Genomic DNA, 23,252 nt, shown 5'->3' with positions numbered 1-23,252 from the left:
GGAGGCCTACGCCGAGCGGCGGGCGGCGAGGATGCCGGTGCGACCGGGGTGCTCGCCGAACCAGTCTGCGACGTACCAGCACACCGGGCTCACGGTGCGGCCGCCCGTGCGCTCGAGCTCGGCCACCGCGCGGTCGACGAGCTCGCCGGCGTAGCCGTGGCCGCGGAACGTGGGGACGGTGTAGGCGCGGGTCATCGCGACGGTGCGGCCGTCGTCGCGGTAGTCGAGGACGCTCACGAGGTCGTTCCCGCGGTGAAGCGTATAGCGCGAGGCATCCGGTTCATGGGTGAAGCGCAGCTCAGTCACCCCGACAGGGTAAACCCGCCCTCCCCCATGGGGGCGCGGGCGGCCGGGATGTCGCAGTGATCGCACAGCGACCTCCCGGCCGGCGCTCGGCCTCGCTACTCGGGCAGGACGCCCGTGCGGGCGAGGCGTGAGTACCAACGCCCGCTGTCCTTGACGGTGCGCTCGAGCGTGTCGAAGTCCACCCGCACGATGCCGAACCGCTTGGCGTAGCCGTAGCCCCACTCGAAGTTGTCCAGCAGCGACCACACGAAGTAGCCGCGGAGGTCCACTCCGCGCTGGATCGCACGATGGGCGGCGGTGAAGTGACGACGGAGATAGTCCTCGCGCTCGGGGTCGGGGACGGAGCCGTCCTCGGCGACGACGTCGTCGAACGCCGCGCCGTTCTCGGTGACCATGAGCGGCTGGTCCGGGAACTCGTCCTTCAGCGCGACGAGCAGCTCTTCGAGGCCCTCGGGCGCGATGTTCCAGCCCATCGCCGTGTACGGGCCGGGCTGCTGTACGAACTCGACGAGCTGATCGCTGCCGGGCCACGCGGTGCCTCCCGCCGTACCCTTGTGGCCGTCGTTCAGCTGCTTCGGCGAGACGCCGTCCCAGAGCTGCACGGTCGCGGTGGAGTAGTAGTTCACGCCCAGGACGTCGATCGGCTGATGAATCGCCGCGAGGTCGCCGTCCTGCACGAACGACCAGTCGGTGACGGATGCCGTGTCCTCGAGCAGATCCGCCGGGTACTCGCCCTTGAGGATCGGGTGCGTGAACGCGCGGTTCGCCAGGCCGTCGATGCGTCGCATCGCCTCGGCCGCCCCGTCGCCCACCCCGCGCAGCACGTGGAAGTTCAGGGTGATCGAGTAGTCGGGGTCGCCGGCCGAGGTCGCACGAAGAGCCTGGACGGCGCGCCCGTGCGCGAGGTTCAGGTGGTGCACGGCGGCGAGCGCGGACGCCGGCTCGTGGCGGCCCGGCGCGTGCCCGCCCTGGCCGTAGCCCAGGTAGGCCGAGCACCACGGCTCGTTGAGGGTCGTCCAGGTATGCACCCGGTCGCCGAGCGCCGTGCCCATGATCTCGGCATACGACTCGAACGCGTCGGCCGTGGCGCGAGAGGCCCAGCCGCCGGCATCCTCGAGCGTCTGCGGCAGGTCCCAGTGGTACAGCGTCGCGACGGGACGGATGCCGCGCTCGAGCAGGCCGTCCACGAGCCGGGAGTAGAAGTCGACGCCGGCCTGGTTCGCCGCGCCGGTGCCGCCGGGCACGATGCGCGGCCAGGCGATCGAGAAGCGGTAGGCGCCGAGGCCGAGCTCCTTCATCAGGTCGAGGTCGTCCTCCCACCGGTGGTAGTGGTCGCACGCGACATCGCCGGTGTCGCCGTTCCACACCTTGCCGGGGGTCTTGCTGAAGGTGTCCCAGATCGACGGGGTGCGACCGTCCTCATCGAACGCGCCCTCCACCTGATAGGAGGCGGTCGCCGAGCCGAAGGTGAAGCCGGGCGGGAAGACGAGGCCGGAGTCGCGGTAGTCGGGTGAGCCCTGCACGGGCGTGGAAGTGGTCACGGAACTCATGCTGTCACTTTCGAGAGGTCGGCCGTGAACTCGTGCGCGGTGCCGTCCACCGTGGTCACGGTCACGGCGCGCGTGCCCGTGCCGCCGGGGAACACCCGCAGTTCGAGTCCATCGAGGTAGTCGTAGTCGGGCCGGTCGGTGCGGGCACCCCAGGGGATCACCGCGCCGGGCCGCGCGTAGAGGGGCAGGCTGTCGAAGCCGTGCACCTCGTGCCGCCACCCGCCGCCGGTGACGGTCTCGCCGGTGAGGAGACTCGTCCACTCCCCCGCCGGCAGGTAGAAGTCGACCTCCCCGTTCGCGGAGAACACCGGGGCGACGAGAATCTCTCCGCCGAGCATGTACTGGCGATCCAGATGCAGCACCGCGGGGTCGTCGGGGAACTCCAGCAGCATCGGGCGCAGCAGCGGCACACCGGTGGCTGCGGCATCCGCTCCCGCCTGGAACAGGTAGGGCATCAGGCGCATCTTGAGGTGCGTGAATCGCCGGGTGACCTCGACGGCCTCCTCGTCGAACGCCCACGGCACCCGGTACGAGCCCGAGCCGTGGAAGCGGCTGTGGCTGCCGAGCAGCCCGAACGCCGTCCAGCGCTTGTAGACGCCCGCATCCGGTGTGCCCTCGAAGCCGCCGATGTCGTGGCTCCAGTGCGCGAAGCCGCTGTAGGCGAGCGACAGGCCCCCGCGCAGCGTCTCGGCCATCGACGTGTAGGTCGAGGTGGAGTCGCCGCCCCAGTGGACGGGCATCGTCTGACCGCCCGCGGTGGCCGAGCGGGCGAAGAGCACGGCATCGCCCTCGCCGCGCGCCTGGACGAGCACCTCGTGCACCGCCTCGTTGTAGCGCTGCGCGTAGAGGTTGTGCATCCGCTGCGGATCGGAGCCGTCGGCCCACTCGACGTCGACGGGGATCCGCTCGCCGAAGTCGGTCTTGAAGCAGTCAACGCCCTGGTCGATCAGCCGGCGCAGGTGGCCCTGGTACCAGGCGGTCGCCTCGGGGTTCGTGAAGTCGACGAGCCCCATGCCGGCCTGCCAGAGGTCCCACTGCCACACCGAGCCGTCGGGGCGCTTGACCAGGAAGCCCTGCGCAGCCGCCTCGGCGAACAGCGGGGAGCGCTGCCCGATGTACGGGTTGATCCACACGCACACGCGCAGGTCCTTCTCGTGCAGCCGCGCGAGCATGCCGCCCGGATCGGGGAAGGTGCGCGGATCCCATTCGAAGTCGCACCAGTTGAACTCGCGCATCCAGAAGCAGTCGAAGTGGAACACCGACACGGGCAGCTCGCGCGCGGCCATCTCGTCGATGAACGAGGTGACCGTCGCCTCGTCGTAGTCCGTCGTGAACGACGTCGACAGCCAGAGGCCGTACGACCACGCCGGCACGATGGGAGGACGCCCGGTCAGGGCGGTGTACCGCGACAGCACGTCCTTCGGGGTCGGCCCGTCGATGATGAAGTACTCGAGCACCTCGCCGGGCACCGAGAACTGCACGCGCTCGACCGCCTCGGAGCCGATCTCGAACGACACGTGGCCGGGATCGTTGACCAGCACGCCGTAGCCGCGGTTGGTGAGGTAGAACGGCACGCTCTTGTAGGCCTGCTCGCTCGAGGTGCCGCCGTCGGCGTTCCAGATCTCGACGCTCTGGCCGTTCTTGACGACCGGGCCGAAGCGCTCCCCCAGCCCGTACACGACTTCGCCCACGCCGAGGTCCAGCTGCTCGTGCACGAAGACCCGCTCGCGGGGCGCGGGGGCGCCGGTGCGCGCGTTGTCGACGATGCCGGTGTCGACCTGGGCATCGGCTCCCAGCCGCACGTAGCCCTGCGACTTGTGCCCGCTCGAGGTGAGCACCCGCCCCTCGTGCTCGAACGACAGCGACCAGGGCGCTCCCGCGGCCACCCGCGCGGTGAGCGCGCCGGTGGTGATCGTCCCCCCGTCGGCCGTGACAACGGCGGCGCCCGCGCCGCCGGCGACCGCTCCGGGCAGGCCGAATCCGCCGTGCCATGTCCCGCCTTCGTGGTGCGCGACGCGGACGCGCACCACGCCTTCGAGCGGAGAGGAGAGCGTGACCGTGAGCACCGCGCGGTTGAGCGTGTCGCCGCGCTTGGCGATGACCGTCGTGGGTGCCGTGACGACGAGGCCGGGACCGTCGGGGGTCGCCTCCGTCTCCCACACGTCGTACGCCTGTTGCCCGTAGAGGGCGGTGACTCCCGGTCGGAGCTGCCAGAACCCATCGGTGAACTTCATTACTTGACTGCTCCTGCCGTGATGCCGCGTGTGAGGGTGCGCTGGAAGATGAGGAAGAAGATGATCGTCGGGATGATGCTCAGCAGCGCCGCTCCCGCCGTCGTCGTGACGTCCATGAGCCGATCGCCGGTCAGGACGCTGACCGCGACGGGAACGGTCTGGGTGGCGTTCGACGGCAGGAACGTGAGCGGGATGAGGAACTCGTTCCACGTCCAGATGAAGAAGAAGATGAGCAGCACCGAGAGCGTCGGCCGCGTGATCGGGTAGACGACCCGCCACAGGATCTGCCAGCGGGTGGCGCCGTCGATCGAAGCGGCCTCGAGCACTTCCTTGGGAAAGGTGCCGAGCACCGACGCGAGGAGGTAGGTGCCGAACGCCGCCTGGATCACCGTGAAGACGATGATGACCGACCACACGTTGTCGTAGAGACCCACCGACTTGAACATGTAGTAGAGCGGGTAGAGAAGCGCCTCCTGCGGCAGCAGGTTCGCCATCAGGAACAGCAGCACGATCCACGAGCGTCCGCGGACCCGTCCGATGCCGATCGCGAACGCATTGAGAAGCGAGATGACCACCGCGAGCACCGCGACGACGCCCGAGATGAAGATCGAGTTCCAGACCTTCTGAGGGAAGTTCACGCGCTCCCAGAAAGCCTGGATGCCCGTGAAGTCGATCGCCTGCGGCAGCGCGAACGGCCCGGAGGTCGCATAGTCGACGGGCGACTTGAAGGCGTTGACGAGGATCAGGTAGAAGGGCACCATCACGACGAGCGCGCCGAGGATGACGGCGATGAACAGCAGCCAGTCGATCGCGCGCTTCTTCGTCATGCCGCCGCGGGCGCGGGGGGTGCGGGTCTTGCCCGTGGGGAGGATTGCCGTGGCAGCCATCAGAGTCCCGCCCTTTCCTTGCGCTCCATCGAGTTCTGCACCCGGATGAAGATGATCGAGACCACCACGACGAGGATCGTGAGGACCGTTGCGATGGTCGCGCCGTAGCCGATGTTGCGCTTCGTGAAGAACTCGGTGTACGCGTAGTACGCGGGCACGAGCGTCGCGCCGGCGGGACCGCCCTGCGTGATGATGTACACGGGTCCGAAGACCTTGAGTGCCGCGATGGTGCACGTGAGCGTCACGACGAAGATCTCTGGCCTGATGATGCTCATCGTGATCGCCGAGAACCGCTGGAACCAGTTCGCGCCGTCGAGCTCGGCAGCCTCGTAAAGCTCCGGGTCGACGCGCTGGAGCGCCGCCATGAACACCACGATCGGGTAGCCGAGCTGGACCCAGACGAGCACGCCCATGAGCACGAGCAGAGCCGACGGCATCTGCCCCAGCCAGTCATAGGCGGGGATGCCGAACAGCGCGAGGATCTGGTTCACGGACCCCGTCGCCCCCGGGCGGAACATCCAGCCGATCACGATGCCGGCGACGGCGATGGGAAGGATCTGGGGGAGGTAGTAGGTGGCCCGGAGGAAGCTGCCGACCTTGCCGCCGAACTTTCGGCCGACGACGTCGAAGAGGAGGGCCGCGACGATGAGACCGACGGTCGTGGGGATCACGACCATCGCGAGGACCATCCAGATGGAGTTCGTGAAGGAGGTCCAGAAGTCTTCGTCGGTGAAGATCTTGAACCAGTTCTCGAGGCCGATGAACTCGGGGGTCCGGACGCCGCGCCACTCGGTGAACGTCAGATAGATGTTGAAGACGAGCGGGATGATGACGATGACGAGGAGCAGGACGAACCCCGGCAGAAGATAGAGCCAGTACCCCGCGGTGCCGCCCTTGCGCTGCGGGATCGAGGGCTGCTCGGGGGGAAGCTTCGTGCGCGCGCCGCGTTCGGCACGGGTGAGGACAGACATGGTGCGACTCCTTCTGAGGGCGGTGGGCGGCGGCATCGCCGCCACCCACCGCCGATCGATCAGCGGAAGTCCGCTGTGCCTTCTTCGTATTCGGCGCCGAGGTTGGCGTTCGTCGTCTGCGCGTCCTGCGTGCCGGTCACAAGACCCTGCAGTTCACGGACGATGACGTCGTAGAAGCCGGCGGCGGGCCAGTCGGGGTAGAACGACAGACCGTCGTTGTCGAGGATGCCGTTGAACGTCGCGATCAGCTCGGCGCTCTTCTCGTCGGTGATGTCGGCGGGCTCTGCGGCGACCGGGACGCCGCCGTTGTTGCCGATGATGGCCTGGATCTCGGGACGCATCGTGATGTCGATGAACTCGTACGCGAGCTCCTTGTTCGCCGCGTTCTCCGGCACGACCCACAGGTTCCCCGACGACCCGAGCGAGAGCTGCGAGTCCGGGAAGGCCTGGAGCGTCCAGTCGAAGCCGGCCTCCTCGACGAAGCGTCCGTACCACCATGAGCCCGACACGAAGATCGGGGCAGTGCCGTTGATGAACGAGACGCCCGCGTCCTCGGCCTTGACGGAGGAGACGTCCGAGGCGATGTAGCCCTTGTCGACGTATTCCTGGAGCGTCTCCGTCGCGGCGGTGAGCTCCGGCCCCTGCCAGTCGACGGGGTTCTCGTAGAGCTGGTAGTCGTTGACGAACTGGCGGTCCGCCTGCGCCAGAGCGAGCTGGTACCAGAGCTGTCCGAGCGGGTACTCGGCGCCCGCCTCGGCGAGCGGCGTGATCCCCTGCGCGACGAACGCGTCGAGGACGTCGATGAACTCGTCGTACGTGGTCGGGATCTCGAGTCCGGCCTCGGCGAACGCCTCTTCGTTGTAGTAGACGCCGACGAATTCGCCGTAGTTCGGGATGCCGTACCAGGTGTCGCCGCCCATGACGCCGTCTTCGGAGTACTTGGCGGTCGTCTGCAGCGAGGGCGCGAGCTTGTCCGCCCAGCCGTACTCGTCGACCGCGTCGGAGATGTCGGCGATGAGGCCCGTCGAGGCGAGGAAGCCGGCTGTCGCGTTGCCCTTGTTGAACTCCATGAGGTCGGGGGCGGCGTCCGAGTCGAGCACCTGGCTCGCGGTCTTCTGGATCTGCTCGAAGGACTTCTGCTCGAACTCGACCGTCGCGCCGGTCTCCTCCTCGAAGACCGAGATGGCTTCGTTCCACGCCTTGGCCATGGCGCTGTCTTCGCCCTCGTAGTGCCAGAGCTTGAGCGTGTCGCCGGACTCGGTCTCGCTGCCGCCGCCGGAGCAGCCGGCCAGCGCGACGGCGCCGATCGTCAGAGCGGCGGCGGCGGTGAGGCCGCGCCGAGCGTTCTTGCGGGTGATTCGTGCCATCGGTGGCATTCCTTTCTTGGTGACCAACGTTGGTCGGAGGGTGTGGGATTCAGTTGTCGAAGCGCTTCGATAACGGGCGGCGAAGCGACCGATCGGATGCCGCGGCTCTCAGGCCGCCGCGGCCTCCGACGCAGGGGGCCCTGGCGGCGCGGAGACCGAGCCGTGGGGACTGTAGGTGGGGGCGATGAGGCGGAGACCGGGCTCCGGGGGCTCGTCGCCGAGGCACTGCAGCGCGAGCTCGACCGCGAGGTCGCACGACGCCTCGGGGACGAGCGGGATGGAGTCGACGGGGATCGCGAGCGCCGTCGTGTCGAAGGACGCACCGACCGAGACGATCGAGACGTCCGCGGGCACGCTCAGTCCTCGGGCGGCGACCTCGGCGAGCACCGCGGCGTGGGCTTCGTCCGCGCAGTGCAGGATGAGAGCGGTCGCTCCCCCGTCGAGCAGCTCACCGGCGGTGCGCCGGGCGGCCGCGCGGTTGGCGTTTTTCGCTCCCGACGTGCCGTAGACGGCGGTGACCCCGCGCTCGGCACTCCGGGCCAGCACCGCACCGCGCACCCTCGGGGGGAAGTTGGACTTGAGGTAGGCGGTCTCGGCCTGGCCGACCAGGCCGATCGAGGCATGCCCCGCATCGGCGAGCAGGTCGACGGCGCGGGCGGCGGCGGCCTCGAAGTCGAGGTCGACGCAGATGAGACCGTCGTTGTCCTCGGGGATGCCGATGAACACGGTCGGCGTCGCGATCTGACGTGCCAGCGCCACCCGCGAGTCGTCGGGCGCCACGTCGAGCACCAGGATGGCGTCGACCAGACCGTTCGCCGCGACCCGGCTCATCCCCGCCTGCGCCTGCTCGTCGGTCAGGAGCAGGATGTCGTAGTCGTGGCGGCGGGCGGCGACGGCGGTGGCGAGGACGAAGGCCATGTGAGTGGGGGCGTGCGTGTCTTTGCGCAGCGGCTCGGTGATGGCGAAGATCTGGGTGCGCGAGCCGGCGAGCATGCGGGCGCCGGCGTTCGGGCTGTAGCCCAGTTCCAGGACGGCGGCCTCGATGCGACGACGCGTGTCGGGGGCCACCGGGCGCTTTCCGCTCAGCGCGTACGACACCGTGCTGATGGACACCCCGGCGGCCTCTGCCACCTCGGTGATGTTCGCCATGTCGACTCCGTCGTCTGTGGAAAGTTACGCTCGAAGCGCTTCGCGGAAACGCTTCGATGAGCATGTTAGGCAGACTTCCGCCCGTAGTGCAAGTGATTTGTGGAATCCAGCAACATATCTGTCGCCGCTGCCGAGCGGTCGGCTCCGTCGCCGGACTGAGCAAAGTGTCACATTTCGTCATCCGCGAGGCGCGGCATCCGAGCGATTTGACTCACTGGGAAGGAATCGGTCATAATCGGCCACATGACTGACACCGCACGCTCACTGTCCGCCTGGGAGGCGAACGGAGCTGCCGGCATGATGATGGCCGGCCGCGTTGTCATGTGTTGTCGAATGTGCCACTAGCACGGTGACCCCCGCCGGACCCGCACGCCGCTTCTGAACAACGGCCTGTCGAGTCCCCCGAAGCACCGGATTCGTGCGTCGATCACGCGCACCCGGATGCCTCGCACATCGCCCGACGACGGGCACCGCCCCACCGGGCACCAGCACATCCGAACCCACTTCAGCGCCGTCCCACGGCCAGGGGTTCCTTCCCCGCAAGGACCATCATCATGTCGAACTCCGCTCTCCTCGAACGTCCCGCCGCCGCTCCCGTCCGCCACCTGCGCGCCGTGACCGGACCCGTCCCCACCGTCGAGGCCCCGGCCGCCGCCGACGCCGCGGCGCCCGCCCAGCGCAACCTGCCCCCGGGCACCGCGCCGCGCGGCTTCGCGCTGTACGTCGGCATCGACGAGGCCAAGGCCGCCGCCTCGGGCGTCAGCCTGGGCGTCCTCGTCGAGGCGCTGCGCCGCACGCTGGGCGAGCTCGCCCCCGGCGCCGAGACCTACGCCACGGTCGCCCTCGCCCCCGTCGGCTCGGGCGGTCGCGATGTCGACGTCGTGCGCCTCGCGCTGCACGAGCCGTCCGCGATCGCCCGCACCAAGCAGGAGGAGCCCGAGGACGAGGACCGCGCCGCAGGTGGCGTCGTCGTCGACATCTCGCGCAAGCGCGTGCTCATCGACGGCGACTCGGCCTCGTTCACCTTCAAGGAGTTCGAGCTGCTGCAGTACCTCGTGCTGCGCGAGGGCCGCACGATCGAGCGCACCGAGCTCGTCAACTCGCTGTGGCAGGCCACCGACGACGACGCCCCGGGCGAGCGCACCATCGACGTGCACGTGCGCCGGCTGCGCGCCAAGCTCGGCCGCTACGAGGACATCGTCCGCACCGTGCGCGGTGTCGGCTACCGCTTCGACCGCCACGCCGACGTCGTGATCCGCTACGGGCACGGCACGCCGTCCCCCGACCGCTTCTGAGTCCCGCGCGCGCAGCTCGTCTGTGCGAAATCGACCTCGACGTCGTCCGCGAAGGTGGCATTCGCACAGATGACGCGCCCGAGCGGATGTCGGAGCCCGGGGCGTATCGTCGGAGCATGACGTCCCTCGCGCACCTCCCACCCCGCGAGCGTGCGCGCGACCCCCGGCCCGACGCGGGGCGGCCGCTCGAGACGGAGTACCGGCCGCGGCATCCGCTCGATCTCCGCCGGACCGTGCTGTTCCAGCGGCGGGGTGCCGGCGACCCCACCATGACCGCCGCGGGCTCGGTGATCTGGCGTGCCAGCCGCACGCCCGACGGCGTCGCCACCCTCGCCATCCGCGAGACGCATCCCGGCGTCGTGCGCGCGGCCGCGTGGGGGCCCGGGCGCGAGTGGGCGCTCGCCCAGCTGCCGGCGCTCTGCGGGGCCGACGACGATCCGGCCTCGTTCGACGGGTCGAGGCATCCGCTCGTCGCCGAGGCTCATCGCCGCAACCCCGGACTCCGGATCGGCCGCACCGGGCTGGTGTTCGACGCCCTGGCGTGCGCGATCTTCGAGCAGAAGGTCACCGGCATGCAGGCCTTCGCCGCCTGGCGTCGGATCCTCACGTGGTGCGGCGAGCGCGCCCCCGGCCCGACGCCGCGCCCCCTGTTCGCCCCGCCGACCATCGACGGGTGGCAGCGCATCCCTTCGTGGGCCTGGCACCGGGCAGGCCTCGAGCCCCCTCAATCCAAGACCGTGGTGCGTGCCGCGCGCCGCGGCGACTCCCTCGTGCGCGCCGTGCTCGCGGCCGAAGACGGCGAGGGCGTCGACCGGGTGCTCGTGAGCCAGCCGGGGATCGGGCCGTGGACCTCGGCCGAGCTGCGCATCCGCGCGCTGGGCGACGCCGATGCCGTGAGCGTCGGGGACTACCACCTGGCCCACGAGGTCGGCTACGCGCTGACCGGCCACCGGGTCGACGATGACGGGATGCTGCGGCTCCTCGCCCCCTGGGCGGGCCAGCGTCAGCGAGTCATCCGCCTGCTCGGTGCCAGCGGAGTCAGTGAACCTCGCCGCGGCCCGCGCCTGCACCCCGAGGACCACCGCGACCGCTGACCCCGCGGCCTGACCCCACCGCCGAACTGCGTTGCGGATGTCGGTGGCCGGGACGACACTGGGACTCGCCACGCGGCCGGGCGCGGCATCCGATCCCCCGACGTCGAGGAGCACGACATGCCCAGCCTCAATCCCTATCTCTCCTTCCAGAACGAGGCCCGCGCGGCCATGGAGTTCTACCAGAGCGTCTTCGGCGGCGAGCTCGACGTGTCGACGTTCGGCGAGTACGAGGGCATGGTGCAGGACCCGGCCGAGAACGACCTCGTCATGCACGCGCAGCTCACGAGCCCCGACGGATTCGTGCTCATGGGCGCCGACACGCCTTCCGGCATGCCGTACGAGAAGCCCGCGGGCATCTCGGTCTCGGTGAGCGGCGACGACGAACCGCAGCTGCAGGGGTTCTGGGACAAGCTCAGCGAGCGGGGCACGGTGGTGATGCCGTTCGACACCCCGCCGTGGGGTGGCCGGTTCGGCATGCTGACCGACCGCTTCGGCATCGATTGGATGATCGCCCTCAACGCGGCGCGGTCGTGAGGCGCCGCTAGGCTCGATCGGGCATGGATGACACCCGAATCGTCGCCTGGGACCACGAGCTCCGCGCGGCACACTCCAAGCTGCGCGCCGCGCTCGAGCTGGCGCGCGACAGCGTCGACGAGGGAGCGGATGCTGCGTCCGGTCCCGCCGCCGACCTGACGCTGTTCTGCGTCGGGTTCTGCTCGGCGCTCGACGGGCACCATCGCAGCGAGGACGCCGGACTGTTCCCCGAACTCCGGGCAGAGCATCCTGAGCTCGGACCGGTGATCGACAAGCTCATGCAGGACCACTCGATGCTCTCCTATCTCCTCGCCGACCTGCGCGCCGCGATCGACGGCGGCGCGGAGCCTGCCGACCTGCATCGCCATCTCGACGGCATCGGCGCGATCATGGAGTCGCACTTCGCGTACGAGGAGCGACAGGTCCTGGTGCCGCTCGCGGCGCTGCGGAGCACCCGGCCCGTGACCGAGCTGCTCGGACCGCTCTGACCCTCCGCCGCCCTAGGCTGTTCCCCATGACTTCGACTCGCAAGGGCTGGACCCGCGGCCACTCCGGCTGGGCGTTCGGCACCGCCCTCATCTTCACGCTGGGCATCGTCTTCGGACTGATCTGGGGTCAGCTGGCCGTCGGCATCCTCCTCGCCGCCGCGGTGTCGATCGGGTGGCTCATGGCCTACGAGTCCTGGCGCGGCAAGAACGTCGGACTCGAGAACCGCGACGACGACGGCGCGCAGCTGTAGCGAGAACCGTCTACCCATCCGGGCGTGCGCGTCGTATCGTGTGCGCCAGGAGGTGATCCGAATGCAAGCCAGCGTCGGCGACCGCGTGATCATCCACGGGCGAATCGTCGGGGCGACCGAACGCGCCGGCGAGGTCATCGAGATCCGCGGCCGCGAAGAGGCCCCGCTGCTCGTCGTCCGCTTCGACGACGGGCACGAGGCCATCCTGTCCCCCGGGAGCGACTGCGAGATCCGTCACGAGGCGTGACCGCTAGCCGAGAAGCTCCGGACGAACCTGCTCCTCGCCGAGCACGTGCTCGCCGAGGAACGAGAACACCGTCTCGTACCAGATCACCGCGTGCTGGGGCGCCAGAATCCAGTGGTTCTCGTCGGGGAAGTACAGGAAGCGGTGCGGCATCCGGCCTTCGTCGTCGGCGTGATGCTCGGCGAGCTCCGACCACAGGCGCAGGCCTTCGCCGATCGGGACGCGGTAGTCCTTGTCGCCGTGCACCACGAGCAGCGGGGTGCGGATGTCGCTCACGAAGCGGTGCGGTGAGTTCTCGATCATCGCGTCCGGCGTGAAGATCTGCTGCCAGTACACCGACAGGTCAGTGGTGCCCGCGAACTGATCCAGGGCCCACAGGCTCGCGTGCGTGACGATGGCCCGGAACCGGTCGGTGTGACCGGCGACCCAGTTCGCCATGTACCCGCCGAACGACCCGCCCATCGCCGCGGTGCGCGTCTCGTCGATGTCGGGCCGCGCCTCGACCGCGTCGGTGAGCGCGAGGAGATCGGTGTACGGCGCCGCGCCCCACGCGTTCCACCCGCGGGCGATGAAGTCCAGGCCGTACCCGGTGGACAGCGCCGGGTCGGGCAGCAGCACGGCGTAGCCGCGGGCGACCGCGAGCAGCGGCGCCCACCGCCAGCTCCAGGCGTTCCAGCTGCTGAGCGGCCCGCCGTGGATCCACAGCAGCAGCGGAGCCGCGGCATCCGCTGCTGCGCCGTCGGGCAGCAGGAGCCAGCCTCGCACGCGCGCGCCGTCCGCGGCGGTGGTCTCGACGTCGGTGATGGATCCGGGGGCTGCGGGTGCCGGCGCCGGGGTGGGGAGCGGGATCGTCGCGCCGTCCCGTGCGATCCTCACCGGGTGCGGCGGAACGACCCACGACGAGCGCAGCGCCACGAGGTCGCCCGTCGTGCGATCGACCGCGACGTGGGTGTAGGTGAAGTCGTCGTCGGTGAGCCGCTCCGGCGCCCCGCCGTCGAGTGGGATCCGGAACACCGGGCCGCGGCCGTCGTCGTCGGCGGTCGCGATGAGCGCCGCGTCGTCGTGATCCCACGCGATGCCGGTCGCCCAGCGGTCCCACTCCGCGGCGAGCCGGCGCGGGCTGCCGCCGTCGAGGTCGGCGACCCAGACCTCGACATCGGTCGGCCCCGCGGGCGTCTCCTTGGCCTTGCGCAGGAACGCGATGGTCGTGCCGTCGTGGCTGATGACCGGGCTCGCGAAGTCGACGTCGGTCTCGTCGAAGAGCGTCGTGTGCTCACCCGTCGTCGTGTCGATCGACACCAGCACCTGACGGCCGCCGCGCTGTTCGTGCCGCTGCAGCGATGCCACGAGGATCGCGCCGTCGGGCGTCAGCGCCGCCCCCGAGATGTCGGCGGAGCGTCCGGGCTTCGGCGTGAGGTCGCGCGGACGCGGCAGGGTGGCGGGGTAGGGGTTCTCGTCGGCATCGGAGACGGCGGGCACGCCCGCGGCGTCGGTCGCGGCATCCGCCCGCTCCTCCGCCTCGGCCGCCGAGTCGGCGACGGCTGCGGCGACGGTGTCGGCGAGGGCGTCGGTGTCGATCGCGAAGAGGTGGGGCTCGGCCGGGCCGAGGTCGTGATCCCAGAACCGCACGGGGTACGTCTCATGGAGGATCGCCGAGACCTTCTTCTCCTTGCGCTTCGCGCGCAGCCGAGCCTCCGCCTCGAGCGAGTCGGCGCCGGGGAGGAGGGATGCCGCGACCACGATGCGATCGCTCACCTCGGCGGTCGCCGCGATGGCGTCCACGCCGCCGCCGAGCCGCGTCACGGGCCGCGCCTCGCCGCCCGCCGCCGGCAGCAGCCACAGCTGACCGGACTCGTCATCGGCGTCGGCCTCGGCATCCGGTCGCGCCGACACGAACAGCAGGTCGCCGCTCGCGGTGAAGGCCGCTCCGGTCTCGCCCTTGGCCGAGCGGGTGAGGCGGTGTGGCGCTCCGTCCCCTGCGGCGGGCACGCTCCACAGGGAGCGCTCGTACCCGGTGCCGTCCTTCTTCAGCGCGGCGACGGTGAGGACGGCGGCACGGCCGTCCGGAGAGAGTGCGAGCGCCTCCACTCGGGGAAGCGCGATGAAGTCGTCCAGGGAGTCGAAGGGCGTCGCCATGGCTCCACGCTAACCCGACGACCCCGTGGGCGGCGAGGTCGGGGGAATGGCGTCCGAGGCGCAGGGACCGGCAGAATCGGCTCAGAAGAGAAGGGGCACCCGATGAAGATCGCCATCGCCGGAGGCACGGGAACGGTCGGTCGCCACACGGTCGAGGCGGTGCGCTCGGCGGGCCACGAGCCGGTGGTGCTCGCCCGGAGCACCGGGATCGACCTCGTGACCGGCGACGGGCTCGAAGCTGCGCTCGAGGGGGTCGACGCGGCACTCGATGTCGCAAACCTCGCGACACTCTCGGCCGACGACGCGACGAGGTTCTTCACCACGGCCTCGGGCAACCTCGTGGCCGCCGCCGGGCGCGCCGGCGTTCGTCACGTCGTACTGCTGTCGATCGTCGGCATCGACCGGATGCCCCACCAGTACTACGCCGGCAAGCTGGCGCAGGAGCGGGTCGTCGAGGCGTCGGCCGTCCCCTGGACGATTCTGCGGGCCACGCAGTTCCACGAGTTCGCCGGCCAGCTGTTCGGCCAGGCGAAGATCGGCCCCCTGCACGTGGCCCCGCGGGCCCGCGTGCAGCCGATCGCGGCCCGCGAGGTCGGCGAGCACCTGGTGGCACTCGCGACCGGTGATGCCCAGGGCCGTGCGCGCGACCTGGCGGGGCCGCGGGAGGAGAAGCTCGAGGAGATGGTGCGCGCCTTCGCCCGGAGGGCGGGCGTCAGAGGGTGGATCCCGGCGATCCCGGCTCCCGGTCCGCAGATGAAGGCGATGCGGGCCGGCCTCGCGCTGCCGGGTGTCGATGCGGTGACCGGCGTCGAGACGTTCGCGCAGTGGCTCGCGCGCACCGCTGCCTGATCCGCCGGGTCAGCGGCGTGCGGCAGGCCCGCTGCTCTCCCGCACGATGAGCTCGGTCGGAATCAGCGTCGTCTGAGGCGCATCGTCGGGATCCTCGATCTGGGCGAGCAGACGCTCCATCGCGATCCGGCCGACCGCACGGAAGTTCTGGTGCACGGTGGTCAGCGGGGGCCAGAAGGCGCGGGACTCGTCCATGTCGTCGAACCCCACGACGCTGACATCGGACGGGATGTCGCGACCGAGCTCGTGCAGCGCCTTCATCGCACCGAGCGCCATCTGGTCGTTCGCGGCGAAGATCGCGGTGACGTCGTCGCGTGCGGCGAGCTCGAGCGCGGCGCGATGGCCCGACTCGGTGGTCCAGTCGCCGTGGATGAGGGGCGGCGGCGTGATGCCTGCGGCCTCGAGCGTGGTCCGCCAGGAGTCCGCGCGGTGGCCGGCGGAGAACGAGGAGGTCGGCCCCGCGATGTGCCACACCTGCCGGTGGCCGAGCGAGAGCAGGTGCTCGGTGGCGAGCCGGGCGCCCTGAGCCTGGTCGGTGTCGACCACGGCGAACCCCGAGCCGGCGTTCGAGTCGATCACGACGACGGGGAGCCCCGGCGGCAGGGTGATCTCGACCCGGTCGAGGAGCGACGCCTCGAAGATGATGATGATGCCGTCGACGGCCTGCTCGCTCAGCCGCCGGTAGGCGCCCGACACGGCGCCCATGGTCGGGTCGGGCACCGGCATGAGCGTCACGGTGTAGTCCGCCGCCGCGGCTTCGGTGGCGATCGCGTCGAGGGTGCGGACGTTCCCGAGGGTCTCCAGGGTGAACATGATGACGCCCACGGTGTGGAAGCGCCCGTACTTCAGGGCGCGGGCGGCGCCGTTCGGCCGGTAGCCGACGGTGCGCATCGAGGCGAGGACGCGTTCGCGCGTCGACTCGTCGACGTTCGTCAGCCCGTTGGACACGCGTGACACCGTCTGTGACGACACACCCGCGTGGCGGGCGACGTCGGCCATGGAGGCCGCACGACGGCGTCCGCCGTTCATCGGATCGGTGTCCGCCATGGAGTTCCCCGCTTCATTCATCGTTATGAACACAGTCTTGCATGGTTACGCAAACATGCTAGGCTCACCGTCGAGATGTTCGCGTAAACATACTCCATCGAGTCAACGAACGGACTGCCCCTATGACGACGGCGTCAGCACCGCCCACGGCACGCCCCCTCCCCCGGCGCTCATCGCGAGCCCGCCGCGACTGGCGCGGCTGGGCGTTCGTCGGGCCGTTCATGATCGTCTTCCTCGCCGTGCTCGTCGCGCCCGTGGTCTACGCACTCGTCCTCACGCTCTTCCGTCAGCAGATGGTCGGCGGCACCGCGTTCGTGGGGCTCGCCAACTACGGACAGCTCTTCCAGGACCCGAAGTTCTGGGAGTCGCTCTTCCGGGTCACCCTCTTCCTGCTGATCCAGGTGCCGATCATGCTGGCTCTCTCGCTCGTCGCGGCCCTCGCGCTCGACAGCGCCCGGCTGCACGGCACCGGATTCTTCCGGATCGCGATCTTCCTCCCGTACGCCGTGCCCGGGGTGGTCGCCGCCCTCATCTGGGGCTTCATCTACGGGAACCAGTTCGGGCTCACCGGCTCGATCAACGACTTGCTCGGCGCCGACGTCATCCTGCCGTTCAGCGCCGACTGGATCCTCGCGTCGATCGGGAACATCGTCACGTGGGAGTTCATGGGCTACAACATGCTCATCTTCTACGCGGCGCTCAAGGTCGTCCCGACGGAGTTGTACGAGGCGGCGGAGATCGACGGCGCCGGCCAGTTCCGCATCATCTCGGGCATCAAGATCCCGGCCCTGCGCGGATCCCTCGTGATCGCCACGATCTTCTCCATCATCGGCAGCTTCCAGCTCTTCAACGAGCCGAACCTCCTCAAGAACCTCGCCCCGAACGTGATCTCGAGCTACTTCACCCCCAACATGTACGCCTACAACCTCTCGTTCGCCGGCCAGCAGTTCAACTACTCGGCGACGGTGGCCATCGTCATGGGCGTGATCACGGCCGCGATCGCCTACATCGTGCAATTGCGCGGCTCCCGACAGGAGGTGCGCTGACATGGCCACCCAGACCGCCACCCTGACGGCCCCGCGCAGCTCGCGGACCCGCCGGCCCAACTACGTCCGCCGCACCCCGGGCCGGCAGCGCAAGTCCATCGTCCTCACGATCGTGATGGCCGTGTTCGTCATCTACTCGATCGTGCCCCTGGTGTGGCTGCTGGTGAACGCGACCAAGGACCAGGCCGACCTGTTCTCGACCTTCGGACTGTGGTTCGGCTCGGAGTTCAATCTCTGGCAGAACATCATCGACACGCTGACCTACCGCGACGGCATCTTCGTGCAGTGGTTCGGCAACACGCTGCTGTATGTGATCGTGGGCGCCGGCGGAGCGACGCTGCTCGCGACCGTCGCCGGCTACGGCATGGCGAAGTACAACTTCCCCGGCCGCCGCGCGGTGTTCGCCGTCGTCCTCGGGGCGATCGCGATCCCCGGCACGGCGCTGGCCGTCCCGACCTTCCTGATGTTCAGCCAGCTCGGGCTCACCAACACGCCGTGGGCGGTCATCCTGCCGTCACTCATCAGCCCGTTCGGGCTGTACCTGATCTGGACCTACGCGGTCGACGCCGTGCCCACCGAGCTGCTCGAGGCCGCCCGCATGGACGGCTCGGGCGAGTTCCGCACGTTCTTCACCATCTCGCTGCGCCTCCTGGCGCCCGGCATCGTCACGGTGCTGCTGTTCGCGGTCGTCGCGACGTGGAACAACTACTTCCTGCCGCTCATCATGCTGAGCGAGCCGACGTGGTACCCGCTCACGGTCGGGCTCAGCCAGTGGAGCGCACAGGCGAGCGGGGTCGCGGCGCAGCCGATCTACAACCTCGTGATCACCGGTTCGCTCCTCACGATCATCCCGATCGTGATCGCCTTCCTCGTCCTCCAGCGCTTCTGGCAGTCCGGCCTCAGCGCGGGAAGCGTCAAGCAGTGACCGGGAGATCACCGCTCGAATCCGCACCAACTCCCACGGGCGTCCTGCCCACCCGTTTTACAACGCAGTGACAACGAAAGGAACAACGATGTCGACCATCACACGCTCACGGCGCCTCCGCACGGTCGCCGTGGCCACGGCATCCGTCTTCGCCCTCGGGCTCACCCTCGCGGGGTGCGCATCCGGCGGCACCGCCGAGGAGCCGGCCGGCGGCAGCGCCGACGAGCTCGAAGCGGCGCTCGAAGAGGGCGGCGAGCTCACCTACTGGTCGTGGACCCCGTCGGCAGAGGCTCAGGTCGCCGCGTTCGAGGAGGCCTACCCGAACGTCGACGTGAAGCTCGTCAACGCCGGCACCAACACCGAGGAGTACACCAAGCTCCAGAACGCGATCACGGCCGGTTCGGGCGCGCCCGATGTGGCACAGGTCGAGTACTACGCCATCCCCCAGTTCGCGCTGTCGGACTCTCTCGTCGACCTGGCGCCGTACGGGTTCGCCGACCTCGAGGACATGTACACCCCCGGCCCGTGGGGCGCGGTCACCGTCGACGACGCCGTCTACGGCCTCCCGCAGGACTCCGGCCCCATGGCGATGTTCTACAACGCGAGCGTGTTCGACGAGTACGACATCGACGTCCCGACCACGTACGACGAGTACGTCGAGGCGGCCGAGAAGCTCCACACCGCGAACCCCGACGCCTACATCACCTCCGACACCGGCGACGCCGGCTTCACCACGAGCATGATCTGGCAGGCCGGCGGCCGTCCGTTCTCCGCCGAGGGCACGAACGTCTCGATCGACCTGCAGGACGAGGGCTCGAAGAAGTGGGCCGACAGCTGGAACCGTCTCGTCGACGGCGGCCTCCTCTCCTCGACGCCCGGCTGGAGCGACGAGTGGTACCGCGGTCTCGGCGACGGCACCATCGCGACGCTGCTCACCGGCGCCTGGATGCCCGGTGTGCTCGAGTCCTCGGTGCCCGATGCGGCCGGCGACTGGCGCGTCGCGCCCATGCCCACCTATGACGGCACCCCGGTGACCGCCGAGAACGGCGGCGGCGGACAGGTCGTGCTCAAGCAGAGCAAGAACCCGGCGCTTGCCGCGGCCTTCCTCAAGTGGCTGAACTCCGACCCGGCATCGATCGAGGTCTTCCTCGCCTCGGGCGGCTTCCCCGCGACGACCGCCGAGCTGGAGTCCGATGAGTTCCTCAACCAGGAGCCCGAGTACTTCGGCGGCCAGAAGATCAACGAGGTCCTCGTGGACGCCGCGAACAACGTCCCGAGCGGCTGGCAGTACCTGCCCTACCAGGTCTTCGCCAACAGCATCTTCGGCGACACCGTCGGTCAGTCGTACCTCAACAAGGGCGACCTGAACGACGGCCTGCAGGACTGGCAGGACCAGCTGGTCGACTACGGCAACCAGCAGGGCTTCACCGTCGAGTAATGCCCCCACGGATGCGGCGGCCCGCTTGTGGGCCGCCGCATCCGTCCCTCTCCCCTCGTCCTCGCCTCCGAAAGGTCACGATGTTCTCCGCCCGGCTCACGATCGACCCGACGCAGATCGTCGCCGCCGTCCCGCGGCGCCTCTTCGGAACGTTCGTCGAGCACATGGGCCGGAGCGTCTACGAGGGCATCTACGAGCCGGGGCATCCGTTGTCCGACGAGGCCGGCTTCCGCGGCGACGTGCTCGCGCTCGTGCGTGAGCTGGGTGCGACGACCGTGCGCTATCCGGGCGGCAACTTCGTCTCGGGCCACCGGTGGGAGGACGGCGTCGGCCCGCGCGACGAGCGCCCCGTGCGCCTGGATGCCGCATGGCACAGCACCGAGACCAACCAGGTCGGCCTGCATGAGTTCGCCGGCTGGGCGGCCTCCGCCGGGCTCGAGCTGATGTACGCCGTGAACCTCGGCACGCGCGGCCTGCACGATGCGGCCGACGTGCTCGAGTACGCCAACCATCCGTCCGGCACCGCCCTGGCCGAGCGCCGCCGGGCCAACGGGGCCGACGAGCCGTTCGGCATCCGGCTGTGGTGCCTCGGCAACGAGATGGACGGCCCGTGGCAGATCGGCCACAAGACCGCCGACGAGTACGGCCGCCTGGCCGCCGAGACCGCCCGGCTCATGACTTTCCTCGACCCGACCATCGAGCTCGTGGCCGCCGGCAGCTCGAACGCCGAGATGCCCACGTTCGGCGAGTGGGAGCGCACGGTGCTGCGGCACACCGCCGGGCTCGTGCATCACCTCTCTCTCCACGCCTACTACGAGGAGGTCTACGGCGACGCCGGGAGCTTCCTCGCCTCGGGCACGGCGCTCGACCGTTACATCGAGCGCGTCGCCGAGATCATCGACGAGGCCGGCGCCGGCCCGGGGTCCGCGCATCCGGTCGGCATCAGCGTCGACGAGTGGAATGTCTGGTACCAACGACGCTGGAACGACGTCGACAAGTCCGCGGTGCTCACGGGCGACTGGCCCGAGCACCCCCGCCTCATCGAGGACGCCTACTCCGTCACCGACGCCGTCGTGGTGGGGAGCCTGCTGAACTCGCTCATCCGCCACAGCGACCGCGTCACGATGGCGAGCCTCGCGCAGCTGGTGAACGTCATCGCCCCGATCCGGTGCGAGCCCGGCGGGCCGGCGTGGCGCCAGACCATCTTCTTCCCGTTCGCGCGCGCCGCCGCGCTGGCCGGCGATCGGCTCCTCGACGCCGGAATCGCCGCGCCGTCGTACGACACCGCGGTGCACGGACCGGCTCCCCTCGTCGATGCGGCGGTCACGGCATCCGCCGACGGCACCGTCACGGTGTTCGTCACGAACCGGTCGACGACGGATGCCTCGGAGCTCACCGTCTCGGTCGCCGCCGGCGGTCTGAGCCTGGCCCGCGCCGAGACCCTGACCGTGCCGCCGGGCGGCGACCGCTTCACCGTCAACGACGCCGCCGCACAGCCGGTCGGCATGACCGCGCTCGACGGCGCACACCTCGCCCACGACTCTGAGAGAACAACGATGCAGATCACCGTGCCCGCCCTGTCCTGGTCGGTCCTCCAGCTGGCCCCGACGGCGGAGGGCGCTCGATGAGCGGGTTCGAGATCGGCGACGACGAGTTCCTCCTCGACGGTGAGCCCTTCCGCGTCCTCGCCGGCGCGCTCCACTACTTCCGCGTCCACCCCGACCAGTGGCGCGACCGCATCCGCAAGGCACGCCAGATGGGCCTCAACACCATCGAGACCTACGTGGCATGGAACGCGCACGCTCCGCGCGAAGGCGAGTTCGATCTGTCGGGCGGACTCGACCTCGGACGATTCCTCGACGAGGTCGCCGCCGAGGGCATGTACGCGATCGTCCGCCCCGGCCCCTACATCTGCGCCGAGTGGACCAACGGCGGACTGCCCGCCTGGCTGTTCGCCTCCGGGAGCGTCGGGGTGCGCCGGGACGAGCCGCAGTACCTGGCCGCCGTCGAGGAGTACCTGCGACGGCTGGCCCCGGTCCTGGTCCCCCGGCAGATCGATCGCGGCGGGCCCGTCATCCTCGTGCAGATCGAGAACGAGTACGGCGCGTACGGCTCCGACCCCGTCTACCTCGAGAAGCTCGTCACGCTCAACCGCGACATCGGGCTGACCGTGCCGTTCACCACGGTCGATCAGCCGGAGCCCGCGATGCTCGACAACGGCAGCATCCCCGGCCTGCACAAGACCGCATCGTTCGGCTCGCGATCCCTGGAGCGCCTGGCCACGCTCCGCGAGCACCAGCCCACCGGACCGCTGATGTGCGCGGAGTTCTGGGACGGCTGGTTCGATCACTGGGGCGCCCACCATCACACGACGTCGGTGGCCGACTCCGCGAAGGACCTCGACGATCTGCTCGGCGCCGGCGCATCGGTGAACATCTACATGTTCCACGGCGGCACGAACTTCGGCTTCACGAACGGGGCGAACGACAAGGGCGTGTACCAGCCCCTCGTCACGAGCTACGACTACGACGCCCCCCTCGACGAGGCCGGCAACCCCACGGCCAAGTACTGGGCGTTCCGCGAGGTGCTGACCCGCTACAACCCGGTGGCCTCCGACGACGCGCCGAGCGCGGCATCCGCTGCCCCCGCCGTGAGCACCAGCGTGACGCGCGTGGTTCCGCTCCGCGACGTCGCCGCCTCGTTCGGTGTCTGGGCGCCGTTCGACCGCACACCCACGATGGAGGAGCTCGGTCGCTACGACGGCTTCGCGCTGTACCGCACCGAGATCGACGTCTCCGGCCCCGCCGTCCTGGAGTTCGACGAGGTGCGCGATCGCGCCGTCGTCTCGCTCGACGGACGCCCGGTCGGCATCCTCGCGCGCGACCACCACGACCGCACGCTCACGCTGCCCGACGACGCCCGCGGCACCCTCGAGGTGCTGCTCGAGGACCAGGGACGGGTCAACTACGGTCCGCGCATCGGCGAGGCGAAGGGCCTCATCGGCGTCGCGCGCCTGAACGGCGAGCCCCTCGAGCGCTGGGAGGCGCTGGCCCTCGACCTCGACGACATCGCGCCTGTTCGGGATGCCGCGGCCCCCGTGGAGACCGCACTGCCGGGTCTCGCAGGCCCGGTGTTCGGGATCGGGCACTTCGACCTCGACGAGGCGACGGACCTGTTCCTCGCGACCCGCGCGTGGGGCAAGGGCTCGGTGTGGATCAACGGCGCCAACATCGGCCGCTACTGGTCTCGCGGACCCCAGCACACGCTCTACGTCCCGGCGCCGCTGCTGCACGTCGGGCGGAACGAGATCATCGTGCTCGAGCTGCAGTCGGGCTCGGCCGAGGTGCGGTTCGTGCCGGAGCCCGACCTGGGTCATACCGACTTCTAGGGCTGGGGCGAGTCGCTCCGGGGTCTCGACGGCTCACGCGGACGATCTCGGCT

The 23,252-nt window shown here is 69.9% G+C and carries 21 protein-coding genes; 12 read left to right on the top strand and 9 right to left on the bottom strand.

The window, feature by feature from the left end; genetic code table 11:
- Positions 1-6: 6 nt before the first annotated feature.
- The 7 genes from SOM19_RS04265 to SOM19_RS04235 form a co-directional block, all read right to left on the bottom strand.
- Positions 7-306: a GNAT family N-acetyltransferase gene (locus SOM19_RS04265; RefSeq protein ID WP_320485312.1), complete on the bottom strand. Its 300-nt coding sequence runs from the start codon at positions 304-306 to the stop codon at positions 7-9.
- Between the two features lie 95 nt (positions 307-401).
- Complete coding sequence (locus tag SOM19_RS04260; RefSeq protein ID WP_320485311.1) at positions 402-1,856, bottom strand: glycoside hydrolase family 1 protein; 1,455 nt, start codon at positions 1,854-1,856, stop codon at positions 402-404.
- Positions 1,853-4,090 carry an alpha-xylosidase gene (gene yicI / locus SOM19_RS04255; RefSeq protein ID WP_320485310.1) on the bottom strand — a complete coding sequence of 746 codons (2,238 nt, stop codon included), beginning with the start codon at positions 4,088-4,090 and terminating at the stop codon, positions 1,853-1,855. Before yicI ends, SOM19_RS04260 begins: the two co-directional genes overlap by 4 nt.
- Positions 4,090-4,977 carry a carbohydrate ABC transporter permease gene (locus SOM19_RS04250; protein WP_320485309.1) on the bottom strand — a complete coding sequence of 296 codons (888 nt, stop codon included), beginning with the start codon at positions 4,975-4,977 and terminating at the stop codon, positions 4,090-4,092. The genes yicI and SOM19_RS04250 overlap by 1 nt, the downstream gene beginning before the upstream one ends.
- A complete protein-coding gene (locus SOM19_RS04245; protein ID WP_320485308.1) occupies positions 4,977-5,948 on the bottom strand; it encodes a carbohydrate ABC transporter permease in 972 nt (323 codons plus the stop codon). The genes SOM19_RS04250 and SOM19_RS04245 overlap by 1 nt, the downstream gene beginning before the upstream one ends.
- Before the next feature lie 59 nt (positions 5,949-6,007).
- Complete coding sequence (locus SOM19_RS04240; protein WP_320485307.1) at positions 6,008-7,315, bottom strand: ABC transporter substrate-binding protein; 1,308 nt, start codon at positions 7,313-7,315, stop codon at positions 6,008-6,010.
- A gap of 108 nt (positions 7,316-7,423) precedes the next feature.
- Positions 7,424-8,464, bottom strand: coding sequence for a LacI family DNA-binding transcriptional regulator (locus tag SOM19_RS04235; RefSeq protein ID WP_320485306.1), 1,041 nt, complete (start codon positions 8,462-8,464; stop codon positions 7,424-7,426).
- A 554-nt stretch (positions 8,465-9,018) separates the two neighbouring features.
- On the opposite strand from SOM19_RS04235, the gene SOM19_RS04230 reads away from it, so the two are divergent.
- The 6 genes from SOM19_RS04230 to SOM19_RS04205 all read left to right on the top strand — a co-directional run bounded on the left by SOM19_RS04230 (position 9,019) and on the right by SOM19_RS04205 (position 12,373).
- Entirely contained in the window at positions 9,019-9,759 is a 741-nt protein-coding gene (locus tag SOM19_RS04230) for a winged helix-turn-helix domain-containing protein (protein WP_320485305.1), read from the top strand.
- Positions 9,760-9,875: 116 nt separating this feature from the next.
- A complete protein-coding gene (locus tag SOM19_RS04225) occupies positions 9,876-10,853 on the top strand; it encodes a DNA-3-methyladenine glycosylase family protein (RefSeq protein ID WP_320485304.1) in 978 nt (325 codons plus the stop codon).
- A 117-nt stretch (positions 10,854-10,970) separates the two neighbouring features.
- Positions 10,971-11,387, top strand: a complete 417-nt coding sequence (locus SOM19_RS04220) for a VOC family protein (RefSeq protein ID WP_320485303.1) — start codon at positions 10,971-10,973, stop codon at positions 11,385-11,387.
- Positions 11,388-11,410: 23 nt separating this feature from the next.
- A complete protein-coding gene (locus SOM19_RS04215; RefSeq protein WP_320485302.1) occupies positions 11,411-11,875 on the top strand; it encodes a hemerythrin domain-containing protein in 465 nt (154 codons plus the stop codon).
- A 26-nt stretch (positions 11,876-11,901) separates the two neighbouring features.
- On the top strand, positions 11,902-12,126 hold the full coding sequence (locus SOM19_RS04210) for a hypothetical protein (protein WP_320485301.1): 225 nt from the start codon (positions 11,902-11,904) through the stop codon (positions 12,124-12,126).
- A 61-nt stretch (positions 12,127-12,187) separates the two neighbouring features.
- Positions 12,188-12,373: a DUF1918 domain-containing protein gene (locus SOM19_RS04205; protein ID WP_320485300.1), complete on the top strand. Its 186-nt coding sequence runs from the start codon at positions 12,188-12,190 to the stop codon at positions 12,371-12,373.
- Between the two features lie 3 nt (positions 12,374-12,376).
- Here SOM19_RS04205 and SOM19_RS04200 read toward each other — a convergent pair whose 3' ends face one another.
- Positions 12,377-14,506, bottom strand: a complete 2,130-nt coding sequence (locus SOM19_RS04200; protein WP_320485299.1) for a S9 family peptidase — start codon at positions 14,504-14,506, stop codon at positions 12,377-12,379.
- Between the two features lie 102 nt (positions 14,507-14,608).
- Here SOM19_RS04200 and SOM19_RS04195 point away from each other — a divergent pair, with 102 nt between their 5' ends.
- Entirely contained in the window at positions 14,609-15,355 is a 747-nt protein-coding gene (locus SOM19_RS04195; RefSeq protein WP_320485298.1) for an SDR family oxidoreductase, read from the top strand.
- Between the two features lie 9 nt (positions 15,356-15,364).
- Here the strand turns inward: SOM19_RS04195 and SOM19_RS04190 are convergent, their stop codons facing one another.
- Complete coding sequence (locus tag SOM19_RS04190; protein WP_320485297.1) at positions 15,365-16,402, bottom strand: LacI family DNA-binding transcriptional regulator; 1,038 nt, start codon at positions 16,400-16,402, stop codon at positions 15,365-15,367.
- 122 nt (positions 16,403-16,524) lie between these two features.
- Between SOM19_RS04190 and SOM19_RS04185 the strand changes: the two genes are divergently transcribed.
- The 5 genes from SOM19_RS04185 to SOM19_RS04165 all read left to right on the top strand — a co-directional run bounded on the left by SOM19_RS04185 (position 16,525) and on the right by SOM19_RS04165 (position 23,199).
- A complete protein-coding gene (locus SOM19_RS04185; protein ID WP_320485296.1) occupies positions 16,525-17,448 on the top strand; it encodes a carbohydrate ABC transporter permease in 924 nt (307 codons plus the stop codon).
- Between the two features lies 1 nt (position 17,449).
- Positions 17,450-18,373 (top strand): carbohydrate ABC transporter permease, encoded by a 924-nt coding sequence (locus SOM19_RS04180; protein ID WP_320485295.1) that lies wholly within the window; start codon positions 17,450-17,452, stop codon positions 18,371-18,373.
- Between the two features lie 88 nt (positions 18,374-18,461).
- Positions 18,462-19,811 (top strand): ABC transporter substrate-binding protein, encoded by a 1,350-nt coding sequence (locus tag SOM19_RS04175; protein WP_320485294.1) that lies wholly within the window; start codon positions 18,462-18,464, stop codon positions 19,809-19,811.
- Positions 19,812-19,891: 80 nt separating this feature from the next.
- Positions 19,892-21,439, top strand: coding sequence for an arabinosylfuranosidase ArfA (arfA, locus tag SOM19_RS04170; protein WP_320485293.1), 1,548 nt, complete (start codon positions 19,892-19,894; stop codon positions 21,437-21,439).
- Positions 21,436-23,199: a glycoside hydrolase family 35 protein gene (locus tag SOM19_RS04165; RefSeq protein WP_320485292.1), complete on the top strand. Its 1,764-nt coding sequence runs from the start codon at positions 21,436-21,438 to the stop codon at positions 23,197-23,199. Before arfA ends, SOM19_RS04165 begins: the two co-directional genes overlap by 4 nt.
- Positions 23,200-23,252: the final 53 nt, after the last annotated feature.

Origin of the sequence: Microbacterium sp. CFBP9034, assembly GCF_034045255.1 — a bacterium.
GTDB lineage: Bacteria > Actinomycetota > Actinomycetes > Actinomycetales > Microbacteriaceae > Microbacterium.
Note: the sequence above shows the minus strand (reverse complement) of the source record. Positions and strands in the feature narration are given on the sequence as shown.